The organism is Streptomyces sp. CLCI03 (genome assembly GCF_053615355.1).
On record NZ_CM132132.1, the window covers coordinates 2,532,043 to 2,558,401 of the forward strand.

The 26,359-nt window shown below is 70.7% G+C and carries 23 protein-coding genes; 9 read left to right on the plus strand and 14 right to left on the minus strand.

All coding sequences use genetic code 11. The features are described from left to right. Positions 1-104 precede the first annotated feature (104 nt). From ACWG52_RS11395 to ACWG52_RS11410, 4 genes are all read left to right on the plus strand, one after another. Positions 105-3,287, plus strand: coding sequence for a sensor histidine kinase (locus ACWG52_RS11395; protein WP_389805283.1), 3,183 nt, complete (start codon positions 105-107; stop codon positions 3,285-3,287). 10 nt (positions 3,288-3,297) lie between these two features. Next, positions 3,298-3,711: a roadblock/LC7 domain-containing protein gene (locus ACWG52_RS11400; RefSeq protein ID WP_030037347.1), complete on the plus strand. Its 414-nt coding sequence runs from the start codon at positions 3,298-3,300 to the stop codon at positions 3,709-3,711. A gap of 93 nt (positions 3,712-3,804) precedes the next feature. Next, on the plus strand, positions 3,805-4,359 hold the full coding sequence (locus tag ACWG52_RS11405; RefSeq protein WP_033227211.1) for a DUF742 domain-containing protein: 555 nt from the start codon (positions 3,805-3,807) through the stop codon (positions 4,357-4,359). Next, positions 4,340-4,924, plus strand: coding sequence for a GTP-binding protein (locus ACWG52_RS11410; protein ID WP_161288290.1), 585 nt, complete (start codon positions 4,340-4,342; stop codon positions 4,922-4,924). Before ACWG52_RS11405 ends, ACWG52_RS11410 begins: the two co-directional genes overlap by 20 nt. A gap of 219 nt (positions 4,925-5,143) precedes the next feature. Here the strand turns inward: ACWG52_RS11410 and ACWG52_RS11415 are convergent, their stop codons facing one another. Then, positions 5,144-5,344 carry an acyl-CoA carboxylase subunit epsilon gene (locus tag ACWG52_RS11415; protein WP_033227346.1) on the minus strand — a complete coding sequence of 67 codons (201 nt, stop codon included), beginning with the start codon at positions 5,342-5,344 and terminating at the stop codon, positions 5,144-5,146. Between the two features lie 23 nt (positions 5,345-5,367). Next, positions 5,368-6,951, minus strand: a complete 1,584-nt coding sequence (locus ACWG52_RS11420; protein WP_030763696.1) for an acyl-CoA carboxylase subunit beta — start codon at positions 6,949-6,951, stop codon at positions 5,368-5,370. A 271-nt stretch (positions 6,952-7,222) separates the two neighbouring features. Here ACWG52_RS11420 and ACWG52_RS11425 point away from each other — a divergent pair, with 271 nt between their 5' ends. Further along, positions 7,223-7,843: a YceI family protein gene (locus ACWG52_RS11425; protein ID WP_389805289.1), complete on the plus strand. Its 621-nt coding sequence runs from the start codon at positions 7,223-7,225 to the stop codon at positions 7,841-7,843. 26 nt (positions 7,844-7,869) lie between these two features. Here the strand turns inward: ACWG52_RS11425 and ACWG52_RS11430 are convergent, their stop codons facing one another. The 6 genes from ACWG52_RS11430 to ureA all read right to left on the minus strand — a co-directional run bounded on the left by ACWG52_RS11430 (position 7,870) and on the right by ureA (position 15,498). After that, positions 7,870-9,228 (minus strand): hypothetical protein, encoded by a 1,359-nt coding sequence (locus tag ACWG52_RS11430; RefSeq protein ID WP_389805292.1) that lies wholly within the window; start codon positions 9,226-9,228, stop codon positions 7,870-7,872. 108 nt (positions 9,229-9,336) lie between these two features. Next, positions 9,337-10,965, minus strand: coding sequence for a citramalate synthase (gene cimA / locus ACWG52_RS11435; RefSeq protein WP_389805295.1), 1,629 nt, complete (start codon positions 10,963-10,965; stop codon positions 9,337-9,339). A 366-nt stretch (positions 10,966-11,331) separates the two neighbouring features. Next, positions 11,332-11,952, minus strand: a complete 621-nt coding sequence (locus tag ACWG52_RS11440) for a TetR/AcrR family transcriptional regulator (RefSeq protein ID WP_389805298.1) — start codon at positions 11,950-11,952, stop codon at positions 11,332-11,334. Positions 11,953-11,992: 40 nt separating this feature from the next. Then, positions 11,993-13,027, minus strand: coding sequence for an agmatine deiminase family protein (locus ACWG52_RS11445; RefSeq protein WP_453128609.1), 1,035 nt, complete (start codon positions 13,025-13,027; stop codon positions 11,993-11,995). Positions 13,028-13,057: 30 nt separating this feature from the next. Continuing rightward, positions 13,058-14,791, minus strand: coding sequence for an urease subunit alpha (locus ACWG52_RS11450; RefSeq protein WP_389805304.1), 1,734 nt, complete (start codon positions 14,789-14,791; stop codon positions 13,058-13,060). After that, a complete protein-coding gene (gene ureA / locus ACWG52_RS11455) occupies positions 14,788-15,498 on the minus strand; it encodes an urease subunit gamma (protein WP_390138159.1) in 711 nt (236 codons plus the stop codon). Before ureA ends, ACWG52_RS11450 begins: the two co-directional genes overlap by 4 nt. 155 nt (positions 15,499-15,653) lie before the next feature. Here ureA and ACWG52_RS11460 point away from each other — a divergent pair, with 155 nt between their 5' ends. Beyond that, positions 15,654-17,081, plus strand: a complete 1,428-nt coding sequence (locus ACWG52_RS11460) for a cytosine permease (protein WP_389805310.1) — start codon at positions 15,654-15,656, stop codon at positions 17,079-17,081. A gap of 77 nt (positions 17,082-17,158) precedes the next feature. Here the strand turns inward: ACWG52_RS11460 and ACWG52_RS11465 are convergent, their stop codons facing one another. The 4 genes from ACWG52_RS11465 to ACWG52_RS11480 form a co-directional block, all read right to left on the minus strand. After that, on the minus strand, positions 17,159-18,244 hold the full coding sequence (locus tag ACWG52_RS11465) for a branched-chain amino acid aminotransferase (protein ID WP_030725522.1): 1,086 nt from the start codon (positions 18,242-18,244) through the stop codon (positions 17,159-17,161). Between the two features lie 225 nt (positions 18,245-18,469). Continuing rightward, the gene (locus ACWG52_RS11470) at positions 18,470-19,510 is read right to left on the minus strand and encodes a 3-isopropylmalate dehydrogenase (protein WP_033224643.1); all 1,041 of its coding nucleotides are present in this window, start codon (positions 19,508-19,510) and stop codon (positions 18,470-18,472) included. A gap of 90 nt (positions 19,511-19,600) precedes the next feature. Continuing rightward, positions 19,601-19,729, minus strand: a complete 129-nt coding sequence (locus tag ACWG52_RS11475) for a hypothetical protein (RefSeq protein WP_257789859.1) — start codon at positions 19,727-19,729, stop codon at positions 19,601-19,603. Positions 19,730-19,989: 260 nt separating this feature from the next. Further along, a complete protein-coding gene (locus tag ACWG52_RS11480) occupies positions 19,990-20,871 on the minus strand; it encodes a LysR family transcriptional regulator (protein ID WP_453128614.1) in 882 nt (293 codons plus the stop codon). A 101-nt stretch (positions 20,872-20,972) separates the two neighbouring features. Between ACWG52_RS11480 and ACWG52_RS11485 the strand changes: the two genes are divergently transcribed. Then, complete coding sequence (locus tag ACWG52_RS11485) at positions 20,973-21,986, plus strand: NADP-dependent oxidoreductase (protein ID WP_389805319.1); 1,014 nt, start codon at positions 20,973-20,975, stop codon at positions 21,984-21,986. A gap of 119 nt (positions 21,987-22,105) precedes the next feature. Further along, entirely contained in the window at positions 22,106-24,136 is a 2,031-nt protein-coding gene (locus ACWG52_RS11490; RefSeq protein WP_390138154.1) for a phosphocholine-specific phospholipase C, read from the plus strand. Between the two features lie 55 nt (positions 24,137-24,191). Here the strand turns inward: ACWG52_RS11490 and ACWG52_RS11495 are convergent, their stop codons facing one another. Continuing rightward, positions 24,192-24,731, minus strand: a complete 540-nt coding sequence (locus ACWG52_RS11495; RefSeq protein ID WP_389805325.1) for a GNAT family N-acetyltransferase — start codon at positions 24,729-24,731, stop codon at positions 24,192-24,194. A gap of 544 nt (positions 24,732-25,275) precedes the next feature. On the opposite strand from ACWG52_RS11495, the gene ACWG52_RS11500 reads away from it, so the two are divergent. Continuing rightward, a complete protein-coding gene (locus ACWG52_RS11500; RefSeq protein WP_389805328.1) occupies positions 25,276-25,902 on the plus strand; it encodes a nitroreductase family protein in 627 nt (208 codons plus the stop codon). Here the strand turns inward: ACWG52_RS11500 and ACWG52_RS11505 are convergent. Then, complete coding sequence (locus ACWG52_RS11505; protein ID WP_389805331.1) at positions 25,886-26,344, minus strand: hypothetical protein; 459 nt, start codon at positions 26,342-26,344, stop codon at positions 25,886-25,888. The two genes, ACWG52_RS11500 and ACWG52_RS11505, sit on opposite strands and share 17 nt — an antisense overlap. Positions 26,345-26,359 lie beyond the last annotated feature (15 nt).

The following is a 26,359-nucleotide window of genomic DNA, read 5'->3' on the forward strand; positions in this document are numbered from 1 at the left end:
TAAGCTTCTGGGTGCGGCCGGTTTCAACTGTTTGGAACACGGCCGTCAACCGTGCTGGAATTCAACGAACTAGCTAGTAGCACCGCCGAGAGGTTGTTGGTCGAGTGAGGCGAAGCATCGCAAGCCCCGCGGATGAACCCGCGCGCGGCAACTTCACCCCGCCGCCGCGAGCGGCCGCGTCGCCCGTCGACGTGCCCGTGGACCCGCCCGCGAGCAGCGGGAGCAGCAGCAGGTTCTCGCCCCGCAACTGGCGTGTGCCGACCCGTCTGAACGCCATCCTGCTCGTGCCGGCCCTCGTGGGTCTGGTCATGGGCGGCTTCCAGGTGAAGGGCTCCATCGACACCTGGAACGAGGCCAAGGACGCCGAGAAGATAGCCACGGTCGTCCAGGCGGCCTCCGGCTACAGCCAGGCACTGCTCAACGAGCGTGACCTGACCGCCGAGCCCCTCCTGAACGGCCAGACGAAGGACCCGAAGGTCCTCAAGGCTTACGCGGACACCACCGCGGCCAAGGAGAAGTTCGACAAGGCCGTCCAGGACATGCCGAAGAACCTCGGCCTGGAGCGACGCCTGGACCTCTTCCGCGCGGAGGAGCCCAAGCTGGACGCCGTACGCGAGAAGGCGTACCAGGCGGCCATCGAGAGCCCCAAGAAGGATCTGCCCAGGACGGCCGGGCCCATCCCGACCGAAGAGGGCTATGTGCTGGTCCAGCACTACCTCATGCAGTTCGCGAACGAGCTCGGTCTCGGCACCGGCAACGTGACCTCGTACGGTCGCATGGTCTACGCGATCCAGCTGGCCAAGGCGGCGAACTCGCTGCAGCGCGCCGTCGGTACGCACCTGCTGGTGCGCCCGAGCGCCGAAGAGAACACCCGCAAGGCCCAGCTCGTGGCCTTCTCCTCCTACGCCTACCTCGAAGAGATCGCCATCGGCGAGTACGTCGCGGCGGGTACCGAGGACGACGTGAACCGCCTCAAGGCGGTCATGGCCAAGAAGTCCGAGGAGGGCGCGGCCAAGATCGCCGAGGCGAAGCACCAGGCCGAGCAGGCAGGTGTCCGCTTCCTGCCCCCGCCCACGATCGGCGACTCCGCGCTCGCCGGCATGACCGACGCGATCGCCAACAGCGAGAGCAAGAAGAAGCTCTCCGAGACGGGGACGACCCCCGCCTTCTGGCAGGCCGCCGCCACCGCGAAGTTCGACGGGTACGACGAGGTCGAGAAGGAACTCCTCGACAAGGCCGTCAAGGACGCCGTCGCGGTCTCCGACGAGGCCCGAACCGACGCGATCGTCAACGGCGCCATCGTGGTCGTCGCCCTGCTCGCCGCGTTCATCCTCGCCGGCATGATGGCCCGCCAGATGGGCCGCGCGATGGCCCGCCTGCGCACCGCCGCCTTCGACATCGCCGAGCAGCGCCTGCCGATGCTCGTCGACCAGCTCTCGCGCACCGATCCCGGCAAGGTGGACACCCGTGTCCTCCCGATCCCCATCGACTCCCAGGACGAGATCGGCGAGGTCGCGCGCGCCTTCGACCAGGTCCACCGGGAAGCGGTCCGGCTCGCGGCCGAGCAGGCGCTCCTGCGAGGGAACGTCAACGCGATCTTCACCAACCTCTCCATGCGCAACCAGTCGCTGATCGAGGGCCAGCTGACCCTCATCACCGACCTGGAGAACAACGAGGCCGACCCGGACCAGCTGGAGAACCTCTTCCGCCTGGACCACCTGGCCACCCGTATGCGCCGCAACGGCGAGAACCTCCTCATCCTCGCGGGCGAGGAGCCCGGCCGCCGCTGGGACCAGCCGGTCCCGCTCGTCGACGTGCTGCGCGCCGCCTCCTCCGAGGTGGAGCAGTACGAGCGCATCGAGCTCTCCGGTGTCTCGGAGGCCGAGATCCACGGCCAGGCCGTGACCGACCTCGTGCACCTGCTCGCCGAGCTGCTGGAGAACGCCACCACGTTCTCCTCGCCGCAGACCAAGGTCCGCGTCAACGCCACGCGTCTGCCCGACGGCCGCGTGATGGTCGAGATCCACGACAAGGGCATCGGCCTCACCGCCGAGGACTTCGCGGACATCAACCACAAGCTGGCCAACCCGCCGACCGTGGACGCCGCGATCTCGCAGCGCATGGGTCTGTTCGTGGTCGGCCGGCTGGCGGACCGCCACAGCATCCGTGTCCAGCTGCGCCCCTCGGGCGAGGCAGCCGGTACCACCTCGCTGATCATGCTCCCCGACGCCATCACCCACGGTGGCGGTGGCGAGGGCATCCCGGACGACGACTTCACGGTCTCGCAGATCATCCCGGAGCAGCAGGCCCAGCAGGCGCCCCCGCTGCGCACCGCCGCCGAGCTCGGCTTCGACGACTCGCGGTACGACCAGCAGGGCTCCGACGGCACTGCCGCCGACCCGGTCGGCCGGTCCCTGGGACAGCAGGAACGCAGAGCCGCCCTGGCGGCCCAGGTGGGTTACCCGCAGGAACAGCAGCAGTACTCCGCCCAGGAGTATCCGGAACCTCAGCCGGAGCACGGGTACCAGGAGTACCAGGGCTACGAGCAGCAGTCCGAGCAGGCCTACGACACCTCCTACGAGGCTCAGCAGGCACAGCAGGGCTACGAGGCGTACCCGCAGCAGGACTACGGCTATACGGAAGACGGCTACGCGGACCAGCAGTCGGCCCCTCAGGGCTACGACAATGGTTTCGATGCCAGGTCAGGGCAGGCCGAATGGCCCGAACAGAACACGTATCCGGCTGCCTACCAGCAGGATTACGGGACCGAATCGGAATCCCAGGCCGTCCCCGAACCGGCTCCGGAGCGCGTAGGCTTCGACCGTCCGGGTGCCGCTGCCGACACCGGTCACGCGATGACCGGAGCGGGCCTGCCGCGACGCGGCAGCCAGCAGCAGTGGCCGCCCGGGAAGCAGGAAGCGGAGTCCACCGGATCCCTCTTCGAACAGCGGTCGCCGCGTCAGCAGCAGCCCGCCGAGACGGAGCGGGCACCGGAGGGAACTGAAGGCACCGCCGCCTGGCGTTCGCGCAACGACGAACGCTGGCAGCAGGCCGGAAAGCTCCGTGAGCCGAAGGCGGGCGGGGTCACCCCGTCCGGTCTCCCTCGGCGAGTGCCCAAGGCCAACCTGGTCGAGGGCGCAGCGGAGACGACCCCGCAGGGCGGCCCCCAGGTCTCCCGCGCTCCGGAGGACGTCCGTGGCAGGTTGAGCAACCTGCGGCGCGGTGTCCAGCAGGGACGCAGCGCGGGTTCTGAGCAGTCAAGTAACAGCTATGACCAGGAGCGTTAGTGTGAGCCCGATGAGCCAGGCGGCACAGAACCTGAACTGGTTGATCACCAACTTCGTGGACAACACCCCTGGGGTGTCCCACACGGTGGTGGTCTCCGCCGACGGCCTTCTTCTGGCGATGTCCGACGGATTTCCGCGCGACCGCGCCGATCAGCTGGCGGCCGTGGCCTCCGGACTGACCTCGCTGACCGCCGGTGCCTCCCGCATCTTCGAGGGTGGCGCCGTCAACCAGACCGTGGTCGAGATGGACCGAGGGTTCCTCTTCCTCATGTCCGTCTCGGACGGATCGTCCCTCGCGGTGCTCGCGCACCCGGAGTGCGACATCGGCCTCGTAGGCTATGAGATGGCTCTTCTGGTGGATCGCGCGGGCAGTGTCCTCACTCCGGATCTGCGTGCCGAGCTGCAAGGAAGTCTTCTCAACTAGCAGACAGGCAGTGCGTTTCGCGCCATCGCACCATAGGGTGCGGTGGCGCGGTTCCACAGGGAGTACTGCGTTCTTGGAGTCGGAGGAGGAAACGTGACAACACCCGGAGGACATCCTTATGGCGGCGCGCAGCAGCCGCAGGGTGGGCACGACCAGAACCGCTTCAACTTTCCCTCCGCGCCCAGCCGGCCGGTACCGGAGCAGCATCCCTACCAGCAGCAGCAGTACGGACAGCCCCAGCAGCCCCAGTACCAGATGCCTCAGCAGCAGCCTCCGCGCGCCGCGCGGCAGCCGGCGCCGAAGGCCCACAACCCGCTGGTGCGTCCGTACGCGATGACCGGCGGCCGTACTCGGCCGCGCTACCAGCTCGCCATCGAGGCGCTGGTCAGTACCACGGCGGATCCCGCGCGTCTGCAAGGGCAGTTGCCCGAGCACCAGCGCATCTGCCGCCTGTGCCAGGAGATCAAATCCGTAGCGGAGATCTCGGCACTTCTCTCCATTCCTCTTGGTGTCGCCCGTATCCTCGTCGCCGACCTGGCTGAGGCGGGCCTTGTCGCCATTCACCAGCCCGGCGGCGACGAGTCTGCCGGTGGCCAGCCAGATGTGACACTGCTCGAAAGGGTGCTCAGTGGACTTCGCAAGCTCTAACGGCGGAGCGGCTCCCCGCTCCACCACCTCCGCGAAGATCGTGGTGGCGGGCGGCTTCGGCGTGGGCAAGACCACGTTCGTCGGCGCGGTCTCCGAGATCAACCCGCTGCGCACCGAGGCCGTGATGACCAGCGCCTCGGCCGGGATCGACGACCTCACCCACACCGGTGACAAGACGACCACCACCGTCGCCATGGACTTCGGCCGCATCACGCTCGACCAGGACCTGATCCTGTACCTCTTCGGTACCCCGGGCCAGGACCGCTTCTGGTTCATGTGGGACGACCTGGTCCGCGGCGCCATCGGCGCCGTCGTCCTCGTGGACACGCGCCGTCTCGCCGACTGCTTCCCCGCCGTCGACTACTTCGAGAACAGCGGCCTGCCGTTCGTCGTGGCCCTCAACGGCTTCGACGGGAACCAGGCCTACACGCCGGAGGAAGTCCGCGAGGCCCTGCAGATCGGCCCGGACGCTCCGATCATCACCACCGACGCCCGCCACCGCGCGGACGCCAAGAGCGCGCTCATCACGCTCGTCGAGCACGCCCTCATGGCGCGCCTGCGGTAGCAGCCCTGCCGCACCCGACAGGCCCCTGTGTCACGCGACGCGGGGGCCTTCGCCATGCCGCGGGAGCCCCCGCACCACGGCCGCGCCGTGGTGCGGGCGCCTACGGGTCTTCGCACGGCCGGCGCCCCGGCGGGGGGCGAGGGGTACGACGGGTCCGACGGCGGGTACGCGGAAGGCCCCGCACCCTGGACGGGTGCGGGGCCTTCGGGGCTCGGGAACTCAGCCCTGCCAGCTGTGCGGGGCGCGGAAGCCGGGCGTGCGCTCCAGACGGCGCCAGCCGGCCTGGCCGGGCAGGCGTACCGGGGTCTCCTCGGGCATGGCGGCGGCGCGGGCGAGGAGGATCGCGGTGATCGCGGCGAGTTCCTCGGGGGCGGCGTTGCCCTTCTCGACGCGGAGCAGGGTGTCGGTGGCGGTGGTCATGTGGTGGCGGGTCTCCTTCGCTGCTACTGCGGCGGGTTGCCGTGCTTGCGGGACGGCAGATCGGCGTGCTTGTTGCGGAGCATCGCGAGGGCGCTGACGAGGACCTCGCGGGTCTCGGCGGGATCGATGACGTCGTCGACGAGGCCGCGTTCGGCCGCGTAGTAGGGGTGCATCAGTTCGGCCTTGTACTCCTTGACCATGCGCACCCGCATGGCCTCGGGGTCCTCGGCGTCCGCGATCTGCTTGCGGAAGATGACGTTGGCCGCGCCCTCGGCGCCCATCACGGCGATCTCGTTGGTCGGCCAGGCGTAGGTGATGTCCGCGCCGATGGACTGGGAGTCCATGACGATGTACGCGCCGCCGTAGGCCTTGCGCAGGATCAGGCTGATCCGCGGGACGGTGGCGTTGCAGTACGCGTACAGCAGCTTGGCGCCGTGGCGGATGATGCCGCCGTGTTCCTGGTCGACGCCCGGCAGGAAGCCGGGGACGTCCAGCAGGGTGATGATCGGGATGTTGAAGGCGTCGCACATCTGGACGAAGCGGGCGGCCTTCTCGGACGCCTCGATGTCCAGGACACCGGCGAGGTGGCCGGGCTGGTTGGCGACGATACCGACGACCTGGCCGTTCATCCGGGCCAGCGCGCAGATGATGTTGCGGGCCCACCGCTCGTGGATCTCCAGGACGTCGCCCTCGTCGACGAGTTCCTCGATGACCTTGAGCATGTCGTACGGGCGGTTCCCGTCCGCGGGCACCAGGTCCAGGAGGACCTCGCTGCGCCGGTCGGCCGGGTCGGACGTCTCGTGGACGGGCGGGTTCTCGCGGTTGTTGGAGGGCAGCATCGAGATGAGGTAGCGGACCTCGGAGATGCAGGTCTCCTCGTCGTCGTACGCGAAGTGCGCGACGCCCGAGGTCTCGGCGTGCACGTCCGCGCCGCCGAGGCCGTTCTGGGTGATCTCCTCGCCGGTCACCGCGCGGACCACGTCCGGGCCGGTGATGAACATCTGCGAGGTCTCACGGACCATGAACACGAAGTCCGTCAACGCCGGCGAGTACGCCGCGCCACCCGCGCACGGGCCCAGCATCACCGAGATCTGCGGGATCACGCCCGAGGCCTTGGTGTTGCGCTGGAAGATGCCGCCGTACCCGGCCAGCGCCGAGACGCCCTCCTGGATACGCGCGCCCGCGCCGTCGTTCAGCGAGACCAGCGGCGCACCGGCCGCGATGGCCATGTCCATGATCTTGTGGATCTTCGTCGCGTGGGCCTCGCCCAGAGCGCCACCGAAGATCCGGAAGTCGTGCGCGTAGACGAAGACCGTCCGGCCCTCGACCGTGCCCCACCCGGTGATCACACCGTCGGTGTAGGGCTTCTTGTTCTCCAGGCCGAACCCGGTCGCCCGGTGCCGGCGCAGCTGCTCGACCTCCCGGAAGGAACCCTCGTCGAGCAGCAACGCGATCCGCTCACGAGCGGTCAGCTTGCCCTTCGCGTGCTGCGTCTCGGTCGCGCGGTCACTCGGTCCACGCCTCGCCTGCTCACGCAGCGAGTGCAGCTCGGCCACGCGCCCTCGGGCGTCCGTCGGCTCGCTCGGGGTCTGGTCCACAACGGTCATGTACCGACCTTACGAAGATCGCGATGAAAAACCTCCGTTCATTCCGCACAGTCTCGGGAGTCTTCCGCTGTCCGGCCCGCACAGTACGCCCGGTGGATGTACGGACTCCGCCAGACGGGGCACTCGCCCGTTGTGGGACCTTCACAAAAAGACCTGACACCCCGCCTAGATGTTGAAATTTGAACGGAATGGGTCTAGCGTCGTCCTCGTTGAAGTCGTTGAAGATTCAACAGATTATCGAACCGAGCAGCACACGACCGAGGAGCAAGTCATGGGTCTCTTCACCCGCCGCAACCAGAACGTGAACGTCCAGGACGGCGCCGCCGTCGCCACCCTGACGGTGGACCCGGCGCTCGCCGCCCTCACCGGTGACTACGTCATCGACCCCGCCCACAGCAGCATCGGCTTCACCGTCCGCCACGCGATGGTCACCAACGTCCGCGGGGCCTTCACCGAGCACGAGGGCACCCTGCACCTGGACGGCGCCGACCCGGCCCGCTCCACCGCCTCCATCGACGTCAAGATCGCCTCCGTGGACACCGGCATCGCCGACCGCGACGGTCACCTGCGCAGCGGCGACTTCTTCGACGCCGAGACCTTCCCGCTGATGACCTTCCGCTCCACCGAGGCGCGTCAGCTCGGTGGGGACGCCTACCGCATCACCGGTGAGCTGACCATCAAGGACGTCACGCGCCCGCTCTCCATCGACCTGGAGTTCAACGGCTCGGCCACCGACGCCTACGGCAACGAGCGCGTCGGTTTCGAGGGCTCCACCGAGATCCTGCGCTCCGACTGGGGTCTGACGTGGAACGCCGCCCTGGAGGCCGGCGGTGTGATGGTCAGCGACAAGGTGAAGCTGACCTTCGACATCTCGGCCATCAAGCAGGCCTGACGGTCGACCGCCGGAACCGGGGGCGGTCAGAAGCCGCCCCCGCCGTCGAAGCCGCCGCCCCCGTCGAAACCACCGCCGCCGAAGTCCCCGCCTCCGAAGTCGGACGGGTCGAAGTCGGCGCCGGAGACGTCCCCGCCCTCGAAGCCGCTGCCCGCGCCGCCGCCGAAGTCCGAGGCGTAGGCGGGGCTGGACATCATCGAACCGAGCATGGTGCCCACCAACAGGCCGGGCAGGATGCCGCCGCCGAAGTACCCGCCGGCCCAGGGACCGTACGCCGGGCCGGCGTCGTAGTACGGCCGCGGCCCACGGTCCGTGTCGACCGTGCGGACCGCCGGGTCCAGACCGTCGCGCAGTCGTACGGCGTCCGCCGTGCAGACCGGCACGGTTCGGGCCGCCCCGCCGGCAGGGGCCCAGGTGGCGTCCTCGGTGCTCGGCCCGTGGCGCGGGTCGAAGAAGCAGGGCGAACGGCGCTCGGGAAGCGGCCTGCCCTGTCGGCGCGCGTCGAGGGTGGCCAGAGCGAAGCGGCCGTCCTCCAGCGCCTGGGTCACGCCCTTGACCTCGTCGGGGCGCTGTACCGAGGCCATGATCTGTTTGGCCTTCTCGTACGAGTCGAGCCCCTGCTCGTAGTCCTTCCGCATGGCGTCGTCGGCGCCGGGCTCGCCGGGGTGGAAGTCGAGCCGTTCGAGCTCCTCGCCGAAGGCCGTGATGTCCTCGTCGACGACCACGCTCAGCCGGGCGACGGCCTCGCGCCGGGTCTCTTCCTTCTTCTTCCGGTTGCGGCGGACCAGCGCGTACGCACCGCCGCCGCCCACCACGGCCACCGCCCCGAGGGCGATCAGCCCGCCGACCGGGGCGCCCTGATCGGCTCCGGTGGTGCCCCAGGAGGCGGGGGCGCTGCCCTTGACCTGGGTCAGGGCCTGATCCACGAAGTTGTTGAGCTGCGTGTTCGCGCTGACCGGTGCGCCGGTCTTCACTGCCTCGGTGAGGTTGCGTACGGCGTTGTTCGGCATGACGACCCGGTCGGCACCGGCATCGAAGCCGTCGCCGAGCCGGATCGCGTAGAGCCCGGTGATCCCGGTCTCGGCACGGACCGCGCCGAGCACCTTGTCCGGCGGGAACTCGGCGGTCGCCGGCAGCACGGCCACGAACACGGGCTTCCCCGCGTCCTCGATCTTCTTCGCGAGCGCGTCCGCCTGGGCCGTGGACAGTTGTGCCTCGGCCCCGGGGGCGACGTAGACCGGGCCCTTCGCGAGGGCCTCCCCCACGGCGGCGACCCCGTCGGCCGCCGACGCCTGCGGCGCGGCGGCGAGGGCGGTCGCCGACAGCCCCAGCAGCAGACCGGCCAGCAGCGATCCGAAGCGTACGGACATCAGCCTGGTCTTCATATCGAAGACGCTACCGGAACCGGCACTTTCCCGTGTGAGCTGGACATAAGGGCCTCGCCGGGCCGAAGCCCGGCGAGGTGGGCTCCGGCGGACCCGGGCCCGGCGAGGCTACTCGGCCGGTTCGACGCCCGCGTGCAGCAGGCCGTAGGTGAACGCGTCTTCCAGGGCCTGCCAGGACGCCGCGATCACGTTCGGGGCCACACCGACCGTGGACCACTCGCGTTCGCCGTCGGTCGTCGCGATCAGCACGCGGGTCGTGGACTCCGTACCGTGCGTGCCCTCCAGGATGCGGACCTTGTAGTCGACGAGCTCGAACTTGGCGAGCTGCGGGTAGAACCGCTCCAGTGCCACCCGCAGCGCCCGGTCCAGCGCGTTGACCGGGCCGTTGCCCTCGGCCGTGGCGACGATCCGCTCGCCCTTGGCCCACAGCTTGACCGTGGCCTCGTTGGCGTGGGTGCCGTCCGGGCGGTCCTCGACGATGGCCCGCCAGGACTCGATGCGGAAGTACTTGCGGGCGCGGCCCTCGGCCTCGGCGCGCAGCAGCAGCTCGAAGGAGGCGTCGGCGGCCTCGTAGGTGTAGCCCTTGAGCTCGCGCTCCTTGACCCGCTCCACGACCCGGGAGATCAGTGCGCGGTCCCCGCCCAGCTCGACGCCGAGTTCCTTGCCCTTGAGCTCGATGGAGGCGCGGCCGGCCATGTCGGAGACCAGCATCCGCATGGTGTTGCCGACCCGCTCGGGGTCGATGTGCTGGTAGAGGTCGGGGTCGACCTTGATGGCCGAGGCGTGCAGGCCCGCCTTGTGCGCGAAGGCGGAGACGCCGACGTAGGGCTGGTGCGTGGAGGGGGTGAGGTTCACGACCTCGGCGATGGCGTGCGAGATGCGGGTCATCTCGGCGAGCGCCCCGTCGGGGAGCACCTTGCGCCCGTACTTGATCTCCAGGGCGGCGACGACGGGGAAGAGGTTGGCGTTGCCGACGCGTTCGCCGTACCCGTTGGCCGTGCACTGGACGTGGGTGGCGCCGGCGTCCACCGCGGCCAGGGTGTTGGCGACGGCGCAGCCGGTGTCGTCCTGGGCGTGGATGCCGAGGCGGGCGCCGGTGTCGGCGAGGACGGTGGCGACGGTCGCGGTCACCTGGGCGGGCAGCATGCCGCCGTTGGTGTCGCAGAGGATGACCACGTCGGCGCCGGCCTCGTGGGCGGTGCGGACGACGGACTTCGCGTACTCCGGGTTGGCCCGGTAGCCGTCGAAGAAGTGCTCGCAGTCGACGAAGACGCGGCGACCCTGGGCGACCAGGTGGGAGACGGTGTCGCGGACCATCTCCAGGTTCTCGTCGAGGGTGGTGCGCAGGGCGAGTTCGACGTGGCGGTCGTGGGACTTGGCGACGAGCGTGATGACCGGGGCGCCGGATTCCAGCAGGGCCCGCACCTGCGGGTCCTGGGCGGCCGAGCCGCCCGCGCGTCGGGTCGCGCCGAAGGCGACGAGCTGGGCGTTCTTGAAGGAGATCTCCGCGCGGGCGCGGGAGAAGAACTCGGTGTCCCGGGGGTTGGCGCCGGGCCAGCCGCCCTCGATGAAGCCCACTCCGAAGTCGTCCAGGTGCCGGGCGATCGTCAGCTTGTCGGCGACGGTGAGGTTGATGCCCTCGCGCTGCGCGCCGTCGCGCAGGGTGGTGTCGAAGACGTGGAAGCTGTCGTCCAGGCCTTCGGACAGCGCAGTCGCCGCCTCTGGTGTCGTCGTCATGCTGATCTGACTCCTGTCGGATGAGTGGTTCCGGATGCCCGCCTGAGGGGGCAGGCCGCCGTCACTGCCCCCATCATCGCGCGCGGTCCGCTCCCGGTACGGATGGTCCGGGAAACGAAAAAACCTCTCGCGGGTAGCGAGAGGTCTGCGCGCGGGTCCGAGGCACGGTGGCCGCTTCCGCGAAGTTCTTCCGCGGTTCAGCGGCCACTGGGGACCGGCGCGCTGCTGGCGATAATCATGAGCTGAGCAGGCACGCCGGCAGTCTGCCACATCGTCCACCGTCGATGGACAGGTATCTCACCATGCGGGCAACGCGTCGCGCGGGCGGTCCATGGCGCGGGCCCGGCATGATCCGAAAGACAGGCCCTAGTGCTGTGGGGAGAGGGTTTCCACCAGGAATTCCCTCACGTGGGCGAGGATCGCCGTGCGGTCCAGGGTCGGCAGGCCCACCGCCAGCTGGATGCTGAATCCGTCGAGCAGGGCCCGGATCCGGGTCGCCGCGCGCTCGGCGTCGACCGGGCGGAACTCCCCGCGCGAGATGCCCTCGGCGAGGAGGGCCACCAGGTCGCGGTGCCAGGCGCCCTCGATGGCCGCCTGCCGGTCGCGTTCCTGGGGGCCCGCGTTCTGGGAGCGGTTCCAGACCTCCAGCCACAGCGTCCAGTGCGGGTCGCGGGGGCGGGTGGGCACGTACAGGTCCACGTACGCCTGCAGGCGCTCGCTCACCGGACCGCGGCGGGCGAGCAGGGCCCGCCGCTCGCCGCCCAGTTCCGCCTCGCTCCACTCCAGGGTCTGCAGCAGGAGCTCGTCCTTGCTGCGGAAGTAGTAGAGGAGGTGGCCGCTGCTCATGCCGACCTCGCGGCCGAGTCCGGCCATGGTCAGGCCTTCCAGGCCGCGCTCGGCGATCGTGGCCATGGCGGCGACGAGTACGTCCTCGCGCGGGGGCGCGTTCTTCCGCGCCGCGCGTACCGGTACTCCACCCGCCACCATGGACCCACTCCTTGTCGGTCGGCTGCCGGTCGTCTGCGGATCAGACCTTCGGCTGCTGCTGGGTGATGCAGTGGATACCGCCACCCCCGGCGAAAATCGTACGTGCGTCGACGAGGGTCACGGTGCGCTCGGGGAACAGTCCGCGGAAGATCTCGGCGGCCTCCTCGTCACGAGGGTCGTCGAAGGCGCACAGCACGACACCGCCGTTGCACAGGTAGTGATTGATGTACGAGTAGTCCACCCACTCCCCGTCCTCCTCCAGCACGGTCGGCGCCGGGATCTCCACGACCTCCAGCTGTCGCCCGCGGGCGTCGGTGGACGCGCGCAGGACGGCCGCGATGGTCTTGCAGCGTTCGTGGTCCGGGTGGGCCGGGTCGAGCTGGGTGTGGACCATGACGACGCCGGGGCGGGCGAAGGCCGCGACGATGTCGACGTGGCCCTGGGTTCCGTAGGTGCCGTAGTCGCCGGCCAGGCCGTACGGGAGCCAGATCGCCTTGGTGGTGCCGAGGTGGGCGTGGATCTCGGCCTCCACCTGCCGGCGGGTCCAGCCGGGGTTGCGGCCCTCGCCGAGCTGGACGGTGTCGGTGAGCAGGACGGTGCCCTCGCCGTCGACGTGGATGGCGCCGCCCTCGTTCACGAGTTCGGTGCTGTAGGTGCGGGTGCCGATCACGTCCGAGACATGGCGGGCGATCTTGGAGTCGTGGTCCCAGCGGGCCCACTCCTGGGCGCCCCAGCCGTTGAAGGTCCAGTCGACGGCGGCGAGCTCGCCGGCGTCGTTGGTGACGAAGGTCGGGCCGATGTCGCGCATCCAGGCGTCGTCGAGTTCCTGCTCGACCAGCTGGACGTCGTCGCCGACGACGGCGCGGGCGCTCTCCGCGTCGCCGGGCGAGACCACGAGGGTCACCGGCTCGTACGCGCGGACGGCGCGGGCGACGGCGCCCCAGGCCTCGCGGGCCTCGGCGAGTTCCTGCGCGTTGGTGAAGGTGGGGTTGGGGCTGGGCCAGGCCATCCAGGTGCGCTCGTGGGGCGTCCACTCGGCGGGCATCCGGAAGCCGTGGTCGACAGGCTTGGTCATGGCAGGTGGGTCCTTAAGGGCTGTGCTGACTTACAGGAAGTACAGGCGGTTGAGGGAGACCGATTCGGCGGCTTCGGAGCGCAGCGGTTCCCCGTCGAGGGAGACCAGTCCGCTGCGCGCGTCCACATCGACCGCGCCCACCCGGGAGTTGAGCAGCAGGTCCTTCGGGCCGATGCCCCGGGTGCCGCGGACGGCCACGCGGCGCCGGCGGGTCGGCATCTCGTCGCTGCCGAGGGTCGCGGCCGCGGCGGAGACGAAGGCGACGGAGATGTCGGCGGCCGTGGCCCCGTACGAGCCGAACTGCGGGCCGAGGACGAGTGGTTCGCAGGTGTCGGTGGCGGCGTTGGGGTCGCCGGTGACTCCGTAGGCCGGGAAGCCGGACTTGAGGACGAGTTGGGGTTTGGCGCCGAAGAACGGGGGGCGCCACAGGACGATGTCGGCGAGTTTGCCGACTTCGATGGAGCCGATCTCGTGGGCGAGTCCGTGGGCGATGGCGGGGTTGATGGTGAGCTTGGCGATGTAGCGCAGGACGCGGGCGTTGTCGTCGCCCTCGCCGTCGCCGTCCATCGGGCCGAGTTCGCCCTTCATCTTGGCGGCCATGGCGAAGGTGCGGCGGATCGTCTCGCCGGCGCGGCCCATGCCCTGGGCGTCGGAGGAGGTGATGCCGATCGCGCCCAGGTCGTGGAGGACGTCCTCGGCGCCCATGGTTCCGGCGCGGATCCGGTCGCGGGCCATCGCGGCGTCGCCGGGCAGGTCGGGCTTGAGGTCGTGGACGGAGACGATCATCCCGTAGTGCTCGGCGACCGCGTCCCGCCCGAACGGCAGCGTGGGATTGGTGGAGGAGCCGATGACGTTCGGCACGCCCGCCATCTTCAACACGTTCGGTACGTGCCCACCACCGCAGCCCTCGATGTGGAAGGCGTGGATGGTCCGCCCCTCCAACACCCGCAGGGTGTCCTCGACCGACAGGCACTCGTTCAGGCCGTCACTGTGCAGGGCCACCTGCACGTCGTGCTCCTCGGCCACCCGCAACGCCGTGTCCAGGGCCCGGGTGTGCGCGCCCATGTCCTCGTGCACCTTGAAGCCGGACGCGCCGCCCTCGGTGAGGGCCTCGACCAGCGGGGCGGCATCCGAGGAGGAGCCACGGGCGAGGAAGCCGATGTTGACGGGCCAGGCGTCGAAGGCGTTGAAGGCGTGCTTCAGCGCCCACGGGGAGTTGACGCCGACTCCCCAGACGGGGCCGAACTCCTGGCCGATGATCGTGGTGACACCCGCGGCGAGCGAGGCTTCCATGATGCGCGGGGAGAGCAGGTGGACGTGGGTGTCCACGGCTCCGGCGGTCGCGATCAGACCCTCGCCCGACACGATCGTCGTGCCGGTGCCGACGACCACGTCGACCCCGTCGAGGGTGTCGGGATTGCCGGCCCGGCCGATCGCGTGGATCCGCCCCTCGCGGATACCGATCGACACCTTGCGGATACCGAGGACGGCGTCGATGACCAGCACGTTGCTGATCACCACGTCGCAGGTCTCACGGACGGCGGCGGCCTTCAGGTGCAGGCCGTCCCGGGCCGTCTTGCCGAAACCGGCCAGGAACTCGTCGCCCGGCCGCTGCGCGTCGTACTCGACCCGGACCGTGAGCCCGGAGTCGCCGAGCCGCACCCGGTCCCCGGCCCGCGGGCCGAACACGGACGCGTACTCGTGCGGATCGATGTGCCGACCGCCCGGCGCACAGTGATCGCTGTGCGGGGTCTTCCTGCTCATGCCGGGTCTCCGTCCTGATCCACGGCGGTGACTCCGAGGTAGCCGCAGGCCGCCGCGCGGCGCAGGGCCTCGTCCTTGGCGCCGGGTGCGTCCAGGGGCCCGTCGACCAGCCCCGCGAAGCCGACGGCGATGCGGTCGCCGCCGATGGGGACGAGGCCGACCTCGCCCTCGCCGTGGGGGTCGAACCTGACGGACGAGCCCGCGGGCACGCACAGTCGCATGCCGTAGGCGGCGGCCCGGTCGAAGTCGAGCCGCGGGTTCGCCTCGAAGAAGTGGAAGTGCGAGGTCACGCTCACCGGCACGGCGGCCGTGTTGCGCACGTGCAGGTGCAGGACCGGCTCGGGCTGAGGGGCGCCGGGTCCGGGGACGACCGCGCCCGGGGCGTCGTCCCCGAGCGGGACCGCGCCCTGGATGGGGGACGGGATCACCGCGAGGCGGGATCCGTCGTCGAACACGGCCTCCACGTGGACCTCGGTGACCACGTCGGCGACGCCCGGCAGGACGTCGTCGGGACCCAGCACCCTGCGGGCCTCATCGATGGCCGCCGCGAGCCGCTTGCCGTCGCGCGCCGCCTCGCAGGCCGTGTCCGCGATCAACGCGGTGGCCTCCGGGACATTCAGCTTCAGGCCACGGGCCCGCCGGGCCCTGGCCAGCTCCGCAGCACTGCGGAGCAGCAGCCGGTCGCGCTCCGTAGGGGTCAGCCGCACGCCGATCCACCACCTCTTGAGTCGATGGGTTAGAGCATCACTCTAACTCTTCATTTCCTTGCAGGGAATCATTGACCTGGGGGCAGACCTTGGGTCACATTGAGTGTCGCTCAAACAAAGCGCAACCACCCCCCGCCCTGCCAAGGGAGTCCCCCATGCCCATCGAACAGCGCGGAGTCGACACCATCCCCGAGGACGAGCGGACGAGCGGTCCCCGTGACCTGATCTCGATCCTTCTCGGCTCCAACCTCTGCCTCGGTGTGATCGTCTTCGGCTGGCTGCCCCCGTCCTTCGGACTGGGACTGTGGTCCTCGGTCACCGCCATCGTGACCGGCACCCTCGTCGGTATCGCCTTCACCGCGCCGCTGGCACTCGTCTCCCTGCGCACCGCGACCAACCTCTCGACCTCCAGCGGCGCACAGTTCGGCGTACGCGGCCGGCTCGTGGGCTCGGTGGTGGGCCTGCTGCTCTCGCTCGGCTACACCGCACTGACCCTGTGGATCGGCGGCGACGTGATGGTGGGCGTCCTCTCACGGCTCACCGGACTGCCGGACACGGGGGCCACACGGGGCGTGATGTACGGCGTACTCGCCGCGTGTACCGTCGTCGCGGCCGTCTTCGGCTACCGGCTGCTGCTGCGCATGAGCAAGATCCTGGCCATCGGGATGGTGGTCCTGCTGGCCATCGGCGTCTTCGCCTACTCCGGGGACTTCACCACCGCCGCCCCGCCGGAGACCGCGTACCTGCTCGGCTCCTTCTGGCCGACCTGGATCCTCGCCGCCGTCGCCGCCGGGCTCAGCGGCCCGGTCGCCTTCATCACCCTGCTCGGCGACTACACCCGCTACATCTCCCCGCGCCGGCACAGCTCCCGCAAGGTCCTCTGGGCCACCGGCTTCGGGCTGCTCTTCGGCCTGTTGATCCCGCAGCTGTTCGGCACCTACACGGCGCTCGCGGCCCGGGCCGGAGCCGAGTACGCCGGCCCGTTGGTGGCGGCCTCGCCCTTCTGGTACCTGATCCCGCTCCTCGCCGCCGCGGCGGCCGGTTCCGTGGGCAACGCCGGGCTGATGCTCTACTCGATGGGCCTCGACCTCGACGCCATCGTGCCCAAGGCCACCCGGACCACGGCCACCCTGGTCGCCGCGGCCGTCGCCACCGCCTTCGTCTTCATCGGCTCCTTCGAGTGGGACGTGCAGTCGGCGATGACCTCGTTCGTGCTGGTGCTGACCGCGATCGGCACCCCGTGGGCCGTGATCACCCTCATCGGGTACGTGCGCTGTCGCGGGCGCTACGACGCCGACGCGCTCCAGGTCTTCAACCGCCGCTCGGTGGGCGGGATCTACTGGTTCCGCTCCGGATGGAACGTCGCCGCCACCGCCTCCTGGGCGATCGGCGCCGGCGTCGGCCTGCTCGCCGTGACCACCCCCTTCTACGAGGGCCCGCTGCTCGCCCTCACCGGCGGCGTGGACTGCTCCTTCGTCCTGTCCGGCCTGACCGGTGGGCTCGTGTACACCGCGCTCACCGCCCGCCGCTCCCCCGCCCCGGCCCCCGCGGTCGCCGCCGCCGAGGAGCCCGCGAACGCCTGAGCACCCCCGTACGTACGCGACAGGCCCGCACCCCGGGACATCCGGGGTGCGGGCCTGTCGCGTGGCACGCGCGGGGACTAGCCCAGCGGGTGCATCCAGCCGTGGGTGTCGGCGCTGTGGCCGGTCTGGAGCTCCAGCAGCGCCTTGCGCAGGCGCATGGTGACCTGGCCCGGCTCGCCGTCGCCCTGGATCCAGTTGGCGCGCTCGGACTTGACCGAGCCGACCGGGGTGATGACGGCCGCGGTACCGCAGGCGAACACCTCGGTGAGGGTGCCGTTCTCGTTGTCGCGCTGCCAGTCCTCGGTGGTCAGGCGGCCCTCCTCGGCGGTGTAGCCGAGGTCGCGGGCGATGGTGAGGAGGGAGTCGCGGGTGATGCCGGGAAGGAGCGAGCCGGTGAGCTCCGGGGTGACGATGCGGTCGCCGTACACGAAGTACAGGTTCATGCCGCCCATCTCCTCGATCCAGCGGTGCTCGACGGCGTCGAGCCAGACCACCTGGTCGCAGCCGTGGGAGGCCGCCTGGGCCTGCGCGACCAGCGAGGCCGCGTAGTTGCCGCCGGTCTTGGCCGCGCCGGTGCCGCCCTTGACCGCGCGGACGTAGTCCTCGGAGAGCCAGACGGACACGGGCTTGACGCCACCGGGGAAGTACGCGCCGGCGGGCGAGGCGATGACGATGAAGAGGAACTCGTTCGCCGGGCGGACGCCGAGGCCGACCTCGGAGGCGAACATGAACGGCCGCAGGTAGAGCGAGGCTTCGCCGGAGTCCGGCACCCAGGCACGGTCCTGCTTGATCAGCGCGTCACAGGCCTCGATGAAGAGCTCGGTGGGCAGCTCCGGCATGGCCATGCGGCGCGCGGAGGACTGGAAGCGCGCGGCGTTGGCCTCGGGGCGGAAGGTGGCCACGGTGCCGTCGGGCTGGCGGTAGGCCTTGAGGCCCTCGAAGATCGTCTGCGCGTAGTGCAGCGTCATGTTCGCCGGGTCGATCGCGAGCGGCGCGTACGGGACCAGCTCGGCATCGTGCCAGCCGCGACCCTCGGTCCACTTGATCGTCACCATGTGGTCGGTGAAGTGGCGGCCGAAGCCGGGGCTGGCCAGGATCGCCTCGCGCTCCGCATCGGACAGCGGGTTCGAGGAGGGCTTGAGCTCGATCGTGGGCGTCGTCATGAGTGCTTGTCCTTCACCGGTTGTGTATGGCGGACCGCGCTCACGGCGTACTAGGACGTCCGAGCTTCCCCGCATTCCGCGGCCTCGCGTTCGATTATCGCGCGCGGGCAGGCTTCGGAGAAGCGGGGAGAGCGGCCCAGGGGAGATGGTGGCACCCGGGGCCGCACAGGAGAAGCCGCCGGGTCCCATTGTGACCCGACGGCTTCCTGAGGTGGAGCTGCCGGGTCAGCCGGCTACTCGAGCGGCGAGGGCGTCGCCGATCGCGTCGGTGGAGCGGAAGGTTCCGTCACGCTCCGCGAGGTCGGCGGAGACCGCGTCCTCGATGCGGACGGCCTGGGCCTCGTAGCCCAGGTGACGCAGCAGGAGGGCGACCGAGAGGATCGTCGCGGTCGGGTCGGCCTTGCCGGTGCCGGCGATGTCCGGGGCCGAGCCGTGGACGGGCTCGAACATGGACGGGAAGGCGCCGGTCGGATTGATGTTCCCGGAGGCGGCGAGGCCGATTCCGCCGGTCACGGCGGCGGCCAGGTCGGTGAGGATGTCACCGAAGAGGTTGTCCGTGACGATGACGTCGAAGCGCTCGGGCTGCGTGACGAAGAAGATCGTCGCGGCGTCGACGTGCAGGTAGTCGGTGGTGACCTCGGGGTACTCCTGGCCGACCTTGTCGAAGATGTTCTTCCACATGTGGCCCGCGTACACGAGGACGTTGTTCTTGTGGACCAGCGTCAGCTTCTTGCGGGGACGGGCGTTCGCCCGCTCGTAGGCGTCCCGGACGACGCGCTCGACGCCGTACGCGGTGTTGACGCTGACCTCGGTGGCCACCTCGGCGGGGGTGCCGGTGCGCAGGCTGCCGCCGTTGCCGGTGTACGGACCCTCGGTGCCCTCGCGGACCACGACGAAGTCGATCTCCGGGCGGCCGGCGAGCGGGGTGGCCGTGTTCGGGAACAGCTTCGACGGGCGCAGGTTGATGAAGTGGTCGAAGGCGAAGCGGAGCTTCAGCAGCAGACCGCGCTCCAGCACGCCGGAGGGGACCGACGGGTCGCCGATGGCGCCGAGCAGGATCGCGTCGTGGTGCTTGAGCTCTTCGAGCTCCGCCTCCGGGAGGGTCTCACCGGTGCGGTGCCAGCGCTGGGCGCCGAGATCGTATTGCTTGGTCTCCAGCTTCACATCCTGAGGCAGGACCGCGGTAAGGACCTTGAGTCCCTGAGCCACGACTTCCTGGCCGATGCCATCACCGGGGATCACTGCGAGATTGATGCTGGTCGACATGACGGAACCGTACTCCGTGTCCCAGCCCTCAGACATTCTGCGTCCACCATGTGGACGAATGGGGACGCAGAACGTCTCGGGCGGCGCAGGTCAGTGGCCGGTGGACCCGCCGTTGTCACGGCGGTCGAGGGCGCGCTGGAGAGCGGCGGCGGCGTTCTTGCGGTCGTCGGCCGAGGCGGAGCTGTGGCGGACGCGGCGGGTGGCGGTGGAAGCGGTCATGGTGATCGACTCCTTGAGATCACGGCGTGGCGGGGCCACGGATGAGGGGTTCCTTCAAGGCGCCGGAAGAGGCGGGGAGCGATGCGCCGCAGGGGTTGCCTGCCAGGGGCGCGCGCTCTCGACCGCCATTCGCCTGATCGGCGAGACGTTCGGCTTCTACAAAGCTAGGGCAGGTCCGGTTGTATGTCTCGGCAATTACTCGGGCTTCCTACTATCTGAGACGCGCACTCCCCCGGAAAGCCCCGTCCAGTGGATCCGTTTCAGCCCTTCTCGGAGCGAAGTTCCCTGATCAGAGCCCATACGGCGAGAGTTGAGGCTGATTCCGCCGTAGTGACGTATCCCACCTGTCTCACCGGCCCCGAGGGGCCCAGATCGGTGATGTCCACCGCCTCGGTCGCCTCACTCAGGGACAGCTCGGGCATGATCGCCATACCGAGCCCGCGGCCGACCATCGTCAGCACCATGGCGTCGTCCTCCGCCTTGACCGTCGCCCGCGGGATCCAGTCCTGGGCCCGCCACCAGGAGCGGGTGTAGGAGCCGCAGTTCTCGTCCCAGTCCATCAGCGGCAGGCCCTTCGGATCCGGGTGCCCGGCCGGGTGGACCAGGCGGTAGGCCTCCTGCGTGAGCACCCCGGTCAGCAGGCCGGGGGGCACGTCCTGCGAGCCGCCCAGGGTGGCGATGCCCAGGTCGGCGCGGCCCGCCGCCACCTCCCCGGCCGTGCCGGCGCCGATCTCGCGCACCACGCGGACCTCGGGGCGGATGCCCGGGTGCCGGGCCGTGAGCCGTTCCAGCGCGGGCGGCAGCAGGTGCAGGGCCGCGCTGCGGAACGCTGCGATCCGCAGCACCCCCTCCACCACGCCACGGCCCGCGCCCCGGCCCGCGCTCCGGACCTCCGCGCCGAGGACCTCGTACATCCGCAGGATCCGGCGGGCGAGGGCGACGGCCCGCTCCCCCGCCGGGGTGGGTGTGGCCCCGGCCCGGCCGCGCTCGAAGAGCACCGCGCCGACCTTGGTCTCACTGCCGCGCACCGAGTGCGAGACGGCCGACTGGGTGAGGCCGAGCGCGGCCGCGGCGGCGGAGAAGCCACCGCTGTCGGCGACGGCGACCAGGATCCGCAGTTCCTGGGGCAGCAGGTCGGGCACGGGGGCTCTCACCTCGTCATATGAGCGGCGTTCATGGATGTGCGCGTTCCATGAACGCAACCCTCTGCCCGGGTCACCCATTCCTTCCTAGCGTCGGGCCCATGACCACGAACACCGCTCACGCCGTCCACCAGATCGCCCGCCCCACCGGCTTCCCCGGCGCCGCGGACTTCACGTACGTCTCCTCCCCGGTCCCGCGGCCGGGTCCCGGCACCGCGCTCGTCGAGAACCTCCTGCTCTCGGTGGACCCGTACCACCGGGGCATGATGGACGGCGGGGAGGGCGGCTTCGAGCTGAACGCCCCGCTGGAGGGCCGCTCGGTGGGCCGGGTGCTCGCCTCCCGCGACCCGGGGTTGCGCGAGGGCGATCTGGTCTTCCACCGCGCGGGCTGGCGGACCCATGCCCTGGTCACCCTCGGCGTGGACGGGACGCGCAAGCTGCGCGGCCACGACGGCGTCCCGCTGGAGGCCTACCTCTCCGTCCTCGGCGGCACCGGACTCACCGCCTACGCCGCCCTGACCCGGACGGCGGCCCTGCGCAGCGGCGAGGACCTCTTCGTCTCCGCCGCCGCGGGCGGGGTCGGCACGGCCACCGGCCACATCGCCCGACTGCTCGGCGCCCGGCGGATCATCGGCAGCGCGGGCTCTGCGGCCAAGGTCCGCCACCTCACCGGCACGCTGGGCTTCGACGCGGCCTTCGACTACCACGACGGCCCGGTCGGCGAGCAGCTCGCGCAGGCCGCCCCGGACGGCATCGACGTCTACGTGGACAACGTCGGCGGGGACCACCTGGAAGGGGCGATCGGCTCGCTGCGCGAGTACGGGCGGGTCGCCTGGGTCGGCGCGATCTCGACGTACCACGGGGACCGCTCGCCGGCCGCGCCCCGCAACCTCTTCGAGGTCGTCCACAAGTCCCTCCGTCTGGAAGGGGTATTGGTTCGCAATCACACCAATCTGCAGGACGAGTTGGAGGATTTCCTCGTCCCTCATCTGCGCAGCGGCCGGGTCGGTACCGACACCACCGTTGTCCAGGGATTCGAAGGCACGGTGGAGGCCTTCCTGGGCATGCTCCGCGGGGAAAATCTGGGCAAGATGCTCGTCCGGATCGGCACTTGATTCCGGCCACCCTTAAGTTCACCGATTTCTTACCGCACGGATGTAGACCTTTGAACCCGGCACCGCCACTCTTTCCGTCGATGTGTCGACGGGGCACTTGAGTGGGAGGCGAGAGGCCAGTGACACCGATCAGCCGCAGAGGTTTCGTGGGAATCGGCGCCGGGCTCGTGGCGGGCGCCACCCTGCCCGTGGTCGCATCGACGACGGCGGCCGCGGCCGCCGCGACCGGCACCATCACCGATGTGAAGCACGTGGTGATCCTGATGCAGGAGAACCGCAGTTTCGACCACTACTTCGGCAAGTTGAAGGGTGTCCGCGGGTTCGGTGACCGCGCCGCCGGCAACCTCCCCGGCGGCTGGGGCATGTTCGACCAGCCCGACCGGGTCGGCCGCCGGTACCCGTGGAAGCTGTCCGCCACCCCGCCGGCGGGCGGCGTCGACGGCAAGACGCTGGCCCAGTGCACCGGCGACCTCCCGCACAGCTGGACCTCGCAGCACGCCGCCTGGAACAAGGGCCGGCTGGACAGTTGGGTCACCGGCGTGGGCAACGCCCGCACCCTGGGCCACCTGGACCGGGGGGACATCCCCTTCCACTACGCCCTCGCCGACACCTACACGATCTGCGACGCGTACTTCTGCTCCGCCCTCAGCGCGACCGGCCCGAACCGCACCTTCCTGTGGAGCGGCAAGATCGACGCCACCAGCAAGGACGGCGGCGAGGAGTCCGGGCTGACCTGGGAGACGTACGCGGAGGCCCTCCAGCGGGCCGGCGTGAGCTGGAAGGTCTACCAGAACGCCCAGGACAACTACGGGGACAACGGGCTCGCCTACTTCAAGAGGTTCACGGACGCCGCCCCCGGCGATCCGCTGCGGGACCGGGGCATGGGCTCGGTCCCCAAGGTCACCGGCTCCACCCCGGACGACATCGCGGCCGCGATCCGCGCCGACGTGGTGGCGGGCACCCTCCCCCAGGTGTCCTGGGTGGTGGCGAGCGAGGCCTTCTCGGAGCATCCCTACGCCCCGCCCGGGGACGGCGCCCACTTCGTGGACCTGGTCCACCGCGCCCTGGCCGCCGACCCCGAGGTCTTCGACTCCACGGTGCTCTTCCTCAACTACGACGAGAACGACGGGTTCTTCGACCACGTGCCGCCGCCGGTGGCCCCGCCCGGCACGCCCGGCGAGTACCTCGACGGGATCCCGATCGGGCTCGGCTTCCGCGTCCCGATGATCGTGATGTCGCCGTGGACCCGTGGAGGCTGGGTCAGCTCGGAGGTCTTCGACCACACCTCGGTGCTGCGGTTCATGGAGAAGTGGACGGCCGCCCTCGGCACCCCCGCCACCTGTCCGAACATCAGCGACTGGCGCCGCAAGGTGGTCGGCGACCTGACCGGTGTCTTCGACTTCGCGCACCCGGTCCACGGGTACCCCGCCGGTCTGCCGTCCACCGCCAAGGTGATCGGCCAGGCGACCTGCGCCCCGCTCCCCAACCCGGCGCCGCAGGACAACGCCCTCCCGGCGCAGGAACCCGGCACCCGCCCCGCGCGGGCGCTGCCGTACCAGGTGAACGGCAATCTGGACCGCTTCGAGTTCGGGCCGGCCGGTCAGATCACGGCCTGGTTCTCGATGGCCAACCAGGGCGCCGAGGCGAAGCGGGCGGCGCACTTCTCGATCCACCCGCACCAGCACCGGGACACGACACCCTGGCAGTACACCGTCGACCCGGGCGGCACCGCCGGCGACTACTTCCACATAGGCCTCGGGCACGGCTCGGGCAAGTACGACATCTCGATGCACGGGCCGAACCGCTTCCTGCGGCGCTTCATCGGCGACGCGTCGAAGCCGGGCAAGGACATCGAGGTGGTGGCCCGCTTCGCGGTCGAGCCGGGCACCGGCAAGCCGGCGGTCTACTTCAAGATGAAGAACTCCTCCGGCTCCCCCGTCACCTTCACGATCCGCGCGAACGCCTACCGCACGGACGGCCCGTGGACGTACACGGTCCCGGCGAACTCCTCGCGCGAGGACCACTTCAACGCCGTGGCCTACAGCAAGGGTTGGTACGACTTCACGATCCTCGCCGACTCCGACGGCACCTGGTCGCGCCGCTGCACGGGCCACATCGAGACGGGCGCGCCCAGCGTCTCGGGCTCGTAGCCGGACCCACCCGGGACACGCCGGATTCCTGCTCCGGGCAGGGGCCGGGCACCCCTCAGAGCACGTCCCCGTCCCGCCAGTCGAAGTCGAGCCGCCCGGCCGGGTCCGGTCGGATCCCGCCGGGCGGCGCCCACACGTACGTGGACCCCTCCTCCTCCGGGAGCGGGACGGGCCCGTCCGGCGAGAGCGCGCCGATCCGCCCGCCCCACACCTGCCAGCCGCGGCCCAGGTACAGCGCCGCCCCGTCCTGCGAAGCCGACAGCGCCCCGAGCACGTACGCCCGGCCGATCACCTGCTCCAGCCGGGCCATGACCTGCCCGCCGAGGCCGCGGCGGCGCGCGTCGGCCCGTACGGCCACGGCCTCCACGTACCCGGTGCGCAGGGCCCGCCCCTGGTGCACGACCCGCCGCATGACGACGCTGCCGTGCGCGACGAGGTCACCGCCCGCGTCCCGGACCAGCACGTGCATCCCGCCGAGGGCGTGCTCGAAGTCCTCGTCGGCGAAGTCACCGTCGAAGGCCGCGTCGAGCAGGGTCCGGATCTCGCGGAGCTCCGTACCGGTCAGCTCCGCCGTGTGCCGTACGAGGTTCTCCATCGGACGACCGTACCAACGCGCGCCGGCGGCCCGGGTGCGGCCGGGAAAGGCCGGAAACAGCCGGGGGGTTCGAAACCCGGAGTGCCGCCCGGCCGGGCCGTCCGTGGCTCGCACGGCCGACCGGGGCGGGCGCGTGCCTGGCCGGCGGGACGGTGCGGGCCCGGTGGTCCACCGGGGCCGCGGCCTCGCCGCCCAGCCCGCCGAAGGTGCGTACGGCCGGTGGGGGCGGGGTGGTCCACCCGTACCCGGGGTCCGCGGGCGGCCTCGGGAACGGGTTCACCGGCCCGGGGTCACGCCGCTGGAAGAGCGCGTTCCGCACGCGGAATCGACCGGTGATCACCACCTCCGAAATCGCCCGAGTCCGTGCATATCGTGCGCGAGATCCGTGTACGGCTCTGGCGGCGGGTCGCACGGCGGCGTGATGATCTGCTCCATGTCGCCTGAGACCACACCCGGGACCACCTCCGGGACAGCCCCTGGGACCGGGCGGTGGACGCCCACCCACGGTGATCCCTACCGTCCGGTCGCCTACCGTCCCGAGCGGATGCCGCACGAGGAATCCCTCGCGCGCGCCGCCGGATTGCGGGCCCGGATGGAGGAGCGGCGGACCGTACGCCACTTCTCCCCCGACCCGGTGCCCGAGCAGGTGGTCCGGGACGCCATCGCCTGCGCCGCGACCGCCCCATCCGGGGCGCACCAGCAGCCGTGGACCTTCGTCCTGGTCAAGGACCCTGCCGTCCGGCAGCAGATCCGGGCCGCCGCCGAGCAGGAGGAGCAGCTGTCCTACGACGGCAGGCTGGGCGACGAATGGCTCGCCGCCCTGCGTCCCATCGGCACGGACGCCGTGAAGACCCACCTCACGGACGCCCCGGCGCTGATCGTGGTCTTCCAGCAGCGCTATTGGCTCGGCCCGGACGGGACGAAGCGCAAGCACTACTACGTCGACGAGTCGGTCGGCATCGCGGTCGGCATGCTCCTGTCCGCCCTGCACCTGTCCGGGCTGGCGGCGCTGATCCACACCCCCAGCCCGATGCGCTTCCTCAGCCACGTCCTGGACCGCCCGGAGAACGAGAAGGCCTTCGCGGTCGTCCCGGTTGGCTACCCGGCGGACGACTGCGAGGTCCCGGACCTCCTGCGCAAGTCCCTGGACCAGGTCATGGTCGAGGTCTGACCACCTCGCCGCCGGGCTGCTCCGGAATCTGCCCCGCAGCCTCGGCGGCCGGCCCGCCCCCGAGGGCCTCGGCGAGCCGCATCCCGATCCGCACCCGGTCCTCCGCGCTGCCGGCGTCCATGGCGGCCCGCCCCTGCCGAAGGATCAACCAGTCCCCCGCACCACCTTGGCGACGCCGAGCACGGCCGCCGTCACCATCACCGTGGTCAGCAACAGTGGGCCCTCCCCGCCGTGGGACGATGCGTAGGCCCGGCACTCCGCGGAGTCCGCCGTCGTCCTGGTCGATGCGCGGCAGCACGGTGGCGAGGACCCGGTCCGCCATGGCCGGGTGCAGTGCGAGGGACAGGCCGTCCCGGGCGATCGCCGGCCGGGCGGAGGTGAAGCCGAAGAGGGCCCCGTCGCGCAGGTCGCCCTCCCGGAGCCCGTCGGCCGGCTCGGTCACCAGTAGCGATTCGAG

Coding starts and splice junctions, on each gene's coding strand:
- ACWG52_RS11420 (WP_030763696.1), bottom strand. CDS start 6,951: ATGACCGTTGTGGACCAGACCCCGAGCGAGCCGACGGACGCCCGAGGG.
- cimA (WP_389805295.1), bottom strand. CDS start 10,965: ATGACGACGACACCAGAGGCGGCGACTGCGCTGTCCGAAGGCCTGGAC.
- ACWG52_RS11400 (WP_030037347.1), top strand. CDS start 3,298: ATGAGCCAGGCGGCACAGAACCTGAACTGGTTGATCACCAACTTCGTG.
- ACWG52_RS11430 (WP_389805292.1), bottom strand. CDS start 9,228: ATGAAGACCAGGCTGATGTCCGTACGCTTCGGATCGCTGCTGGCCGGT.
- ACWG52_RS11445 (WP_453128609.1), bottom strand. CDS start 13,027: ATGACCAAGCCTGTCGACCACGGCTTCCGGATGCCCGCCGAGTGGACG.
- ACWG52_RS11475 (WP_257789859.1), bottom strand. CDS start 19,729: ATGACCGCTTCCACCGCCACCCGCCGCGTCCGCCACAGCTCCGCCTCG.
- ACWG52_RS11440 (WP_389805298.1), bottom strand. CDS start 11,952: ATGGTGGCGGGTGGAGTACCGGTACGCGCGGCGCGGAAGAACGCGCCC.
- ACWG52_RS11500 (WP_389805328.1), top strand. CDS start 25,276: ATGCCGCACGAGGAATCCCTCGCGCGCGCCGCCGGATTGCGGGCCCGG.
- ACWG52_RS11485 (WP_389805319.1), top strand. CDS start 20,973: ATGACCACGAACACCGCTCACGCCGTCCACCAGATCGCCCGCCCCACC.
- ACWG52_RS11415 (WP_033227346.1), bottom strand. CDS start 5,344: ATGACCACCGCCACCGACACCCTGCTCCGCGTCGAGAAGGGCAACGCC.
- ACWG52_RS11495 (WP_389805325.1), bottom strand. CDS start 24,731: ATGGAGAACCTCGTACGGCACACGGCGGAGCTGACCGGTACGGAGCTC.
- ACWG52_RS11425 (WP_389805289.1), top strand. CDS start 7,223: ATGGGTCTCTTCACCCGCCGCAACCAGAACGTGAACGTCCAGGACGGC.
- ACWG52_RS11460 (WP_389805310.1), top strand. CDS start 15,654: ATGCCCATCGAACAGCGCGGAGTCGACACCATCCCCGAGGACGAGCGG.
- ACWG52_RS11450 (WP_389805304.1), bottom strand. CDS start 14,791: ATGAGCAGGAAGACCCCGCACAGCGATCACTGTGCGCCGGGCGGTCGG.
- ACWG52_RS11465 (WP_030725522.1), bottom strand. CDS start 18,244: ATGACGACGCCCACGATCGAGCTCAAGCCCTCCTCGAACCCGCTGTCC.
- ACWG52_RS11470 (WP_033224643.1), bottom strand. CDS start 19,510: ATGTCGACCAGCATCAATCTCGCAGTGATCCCCGGTGATGGCATCGGC.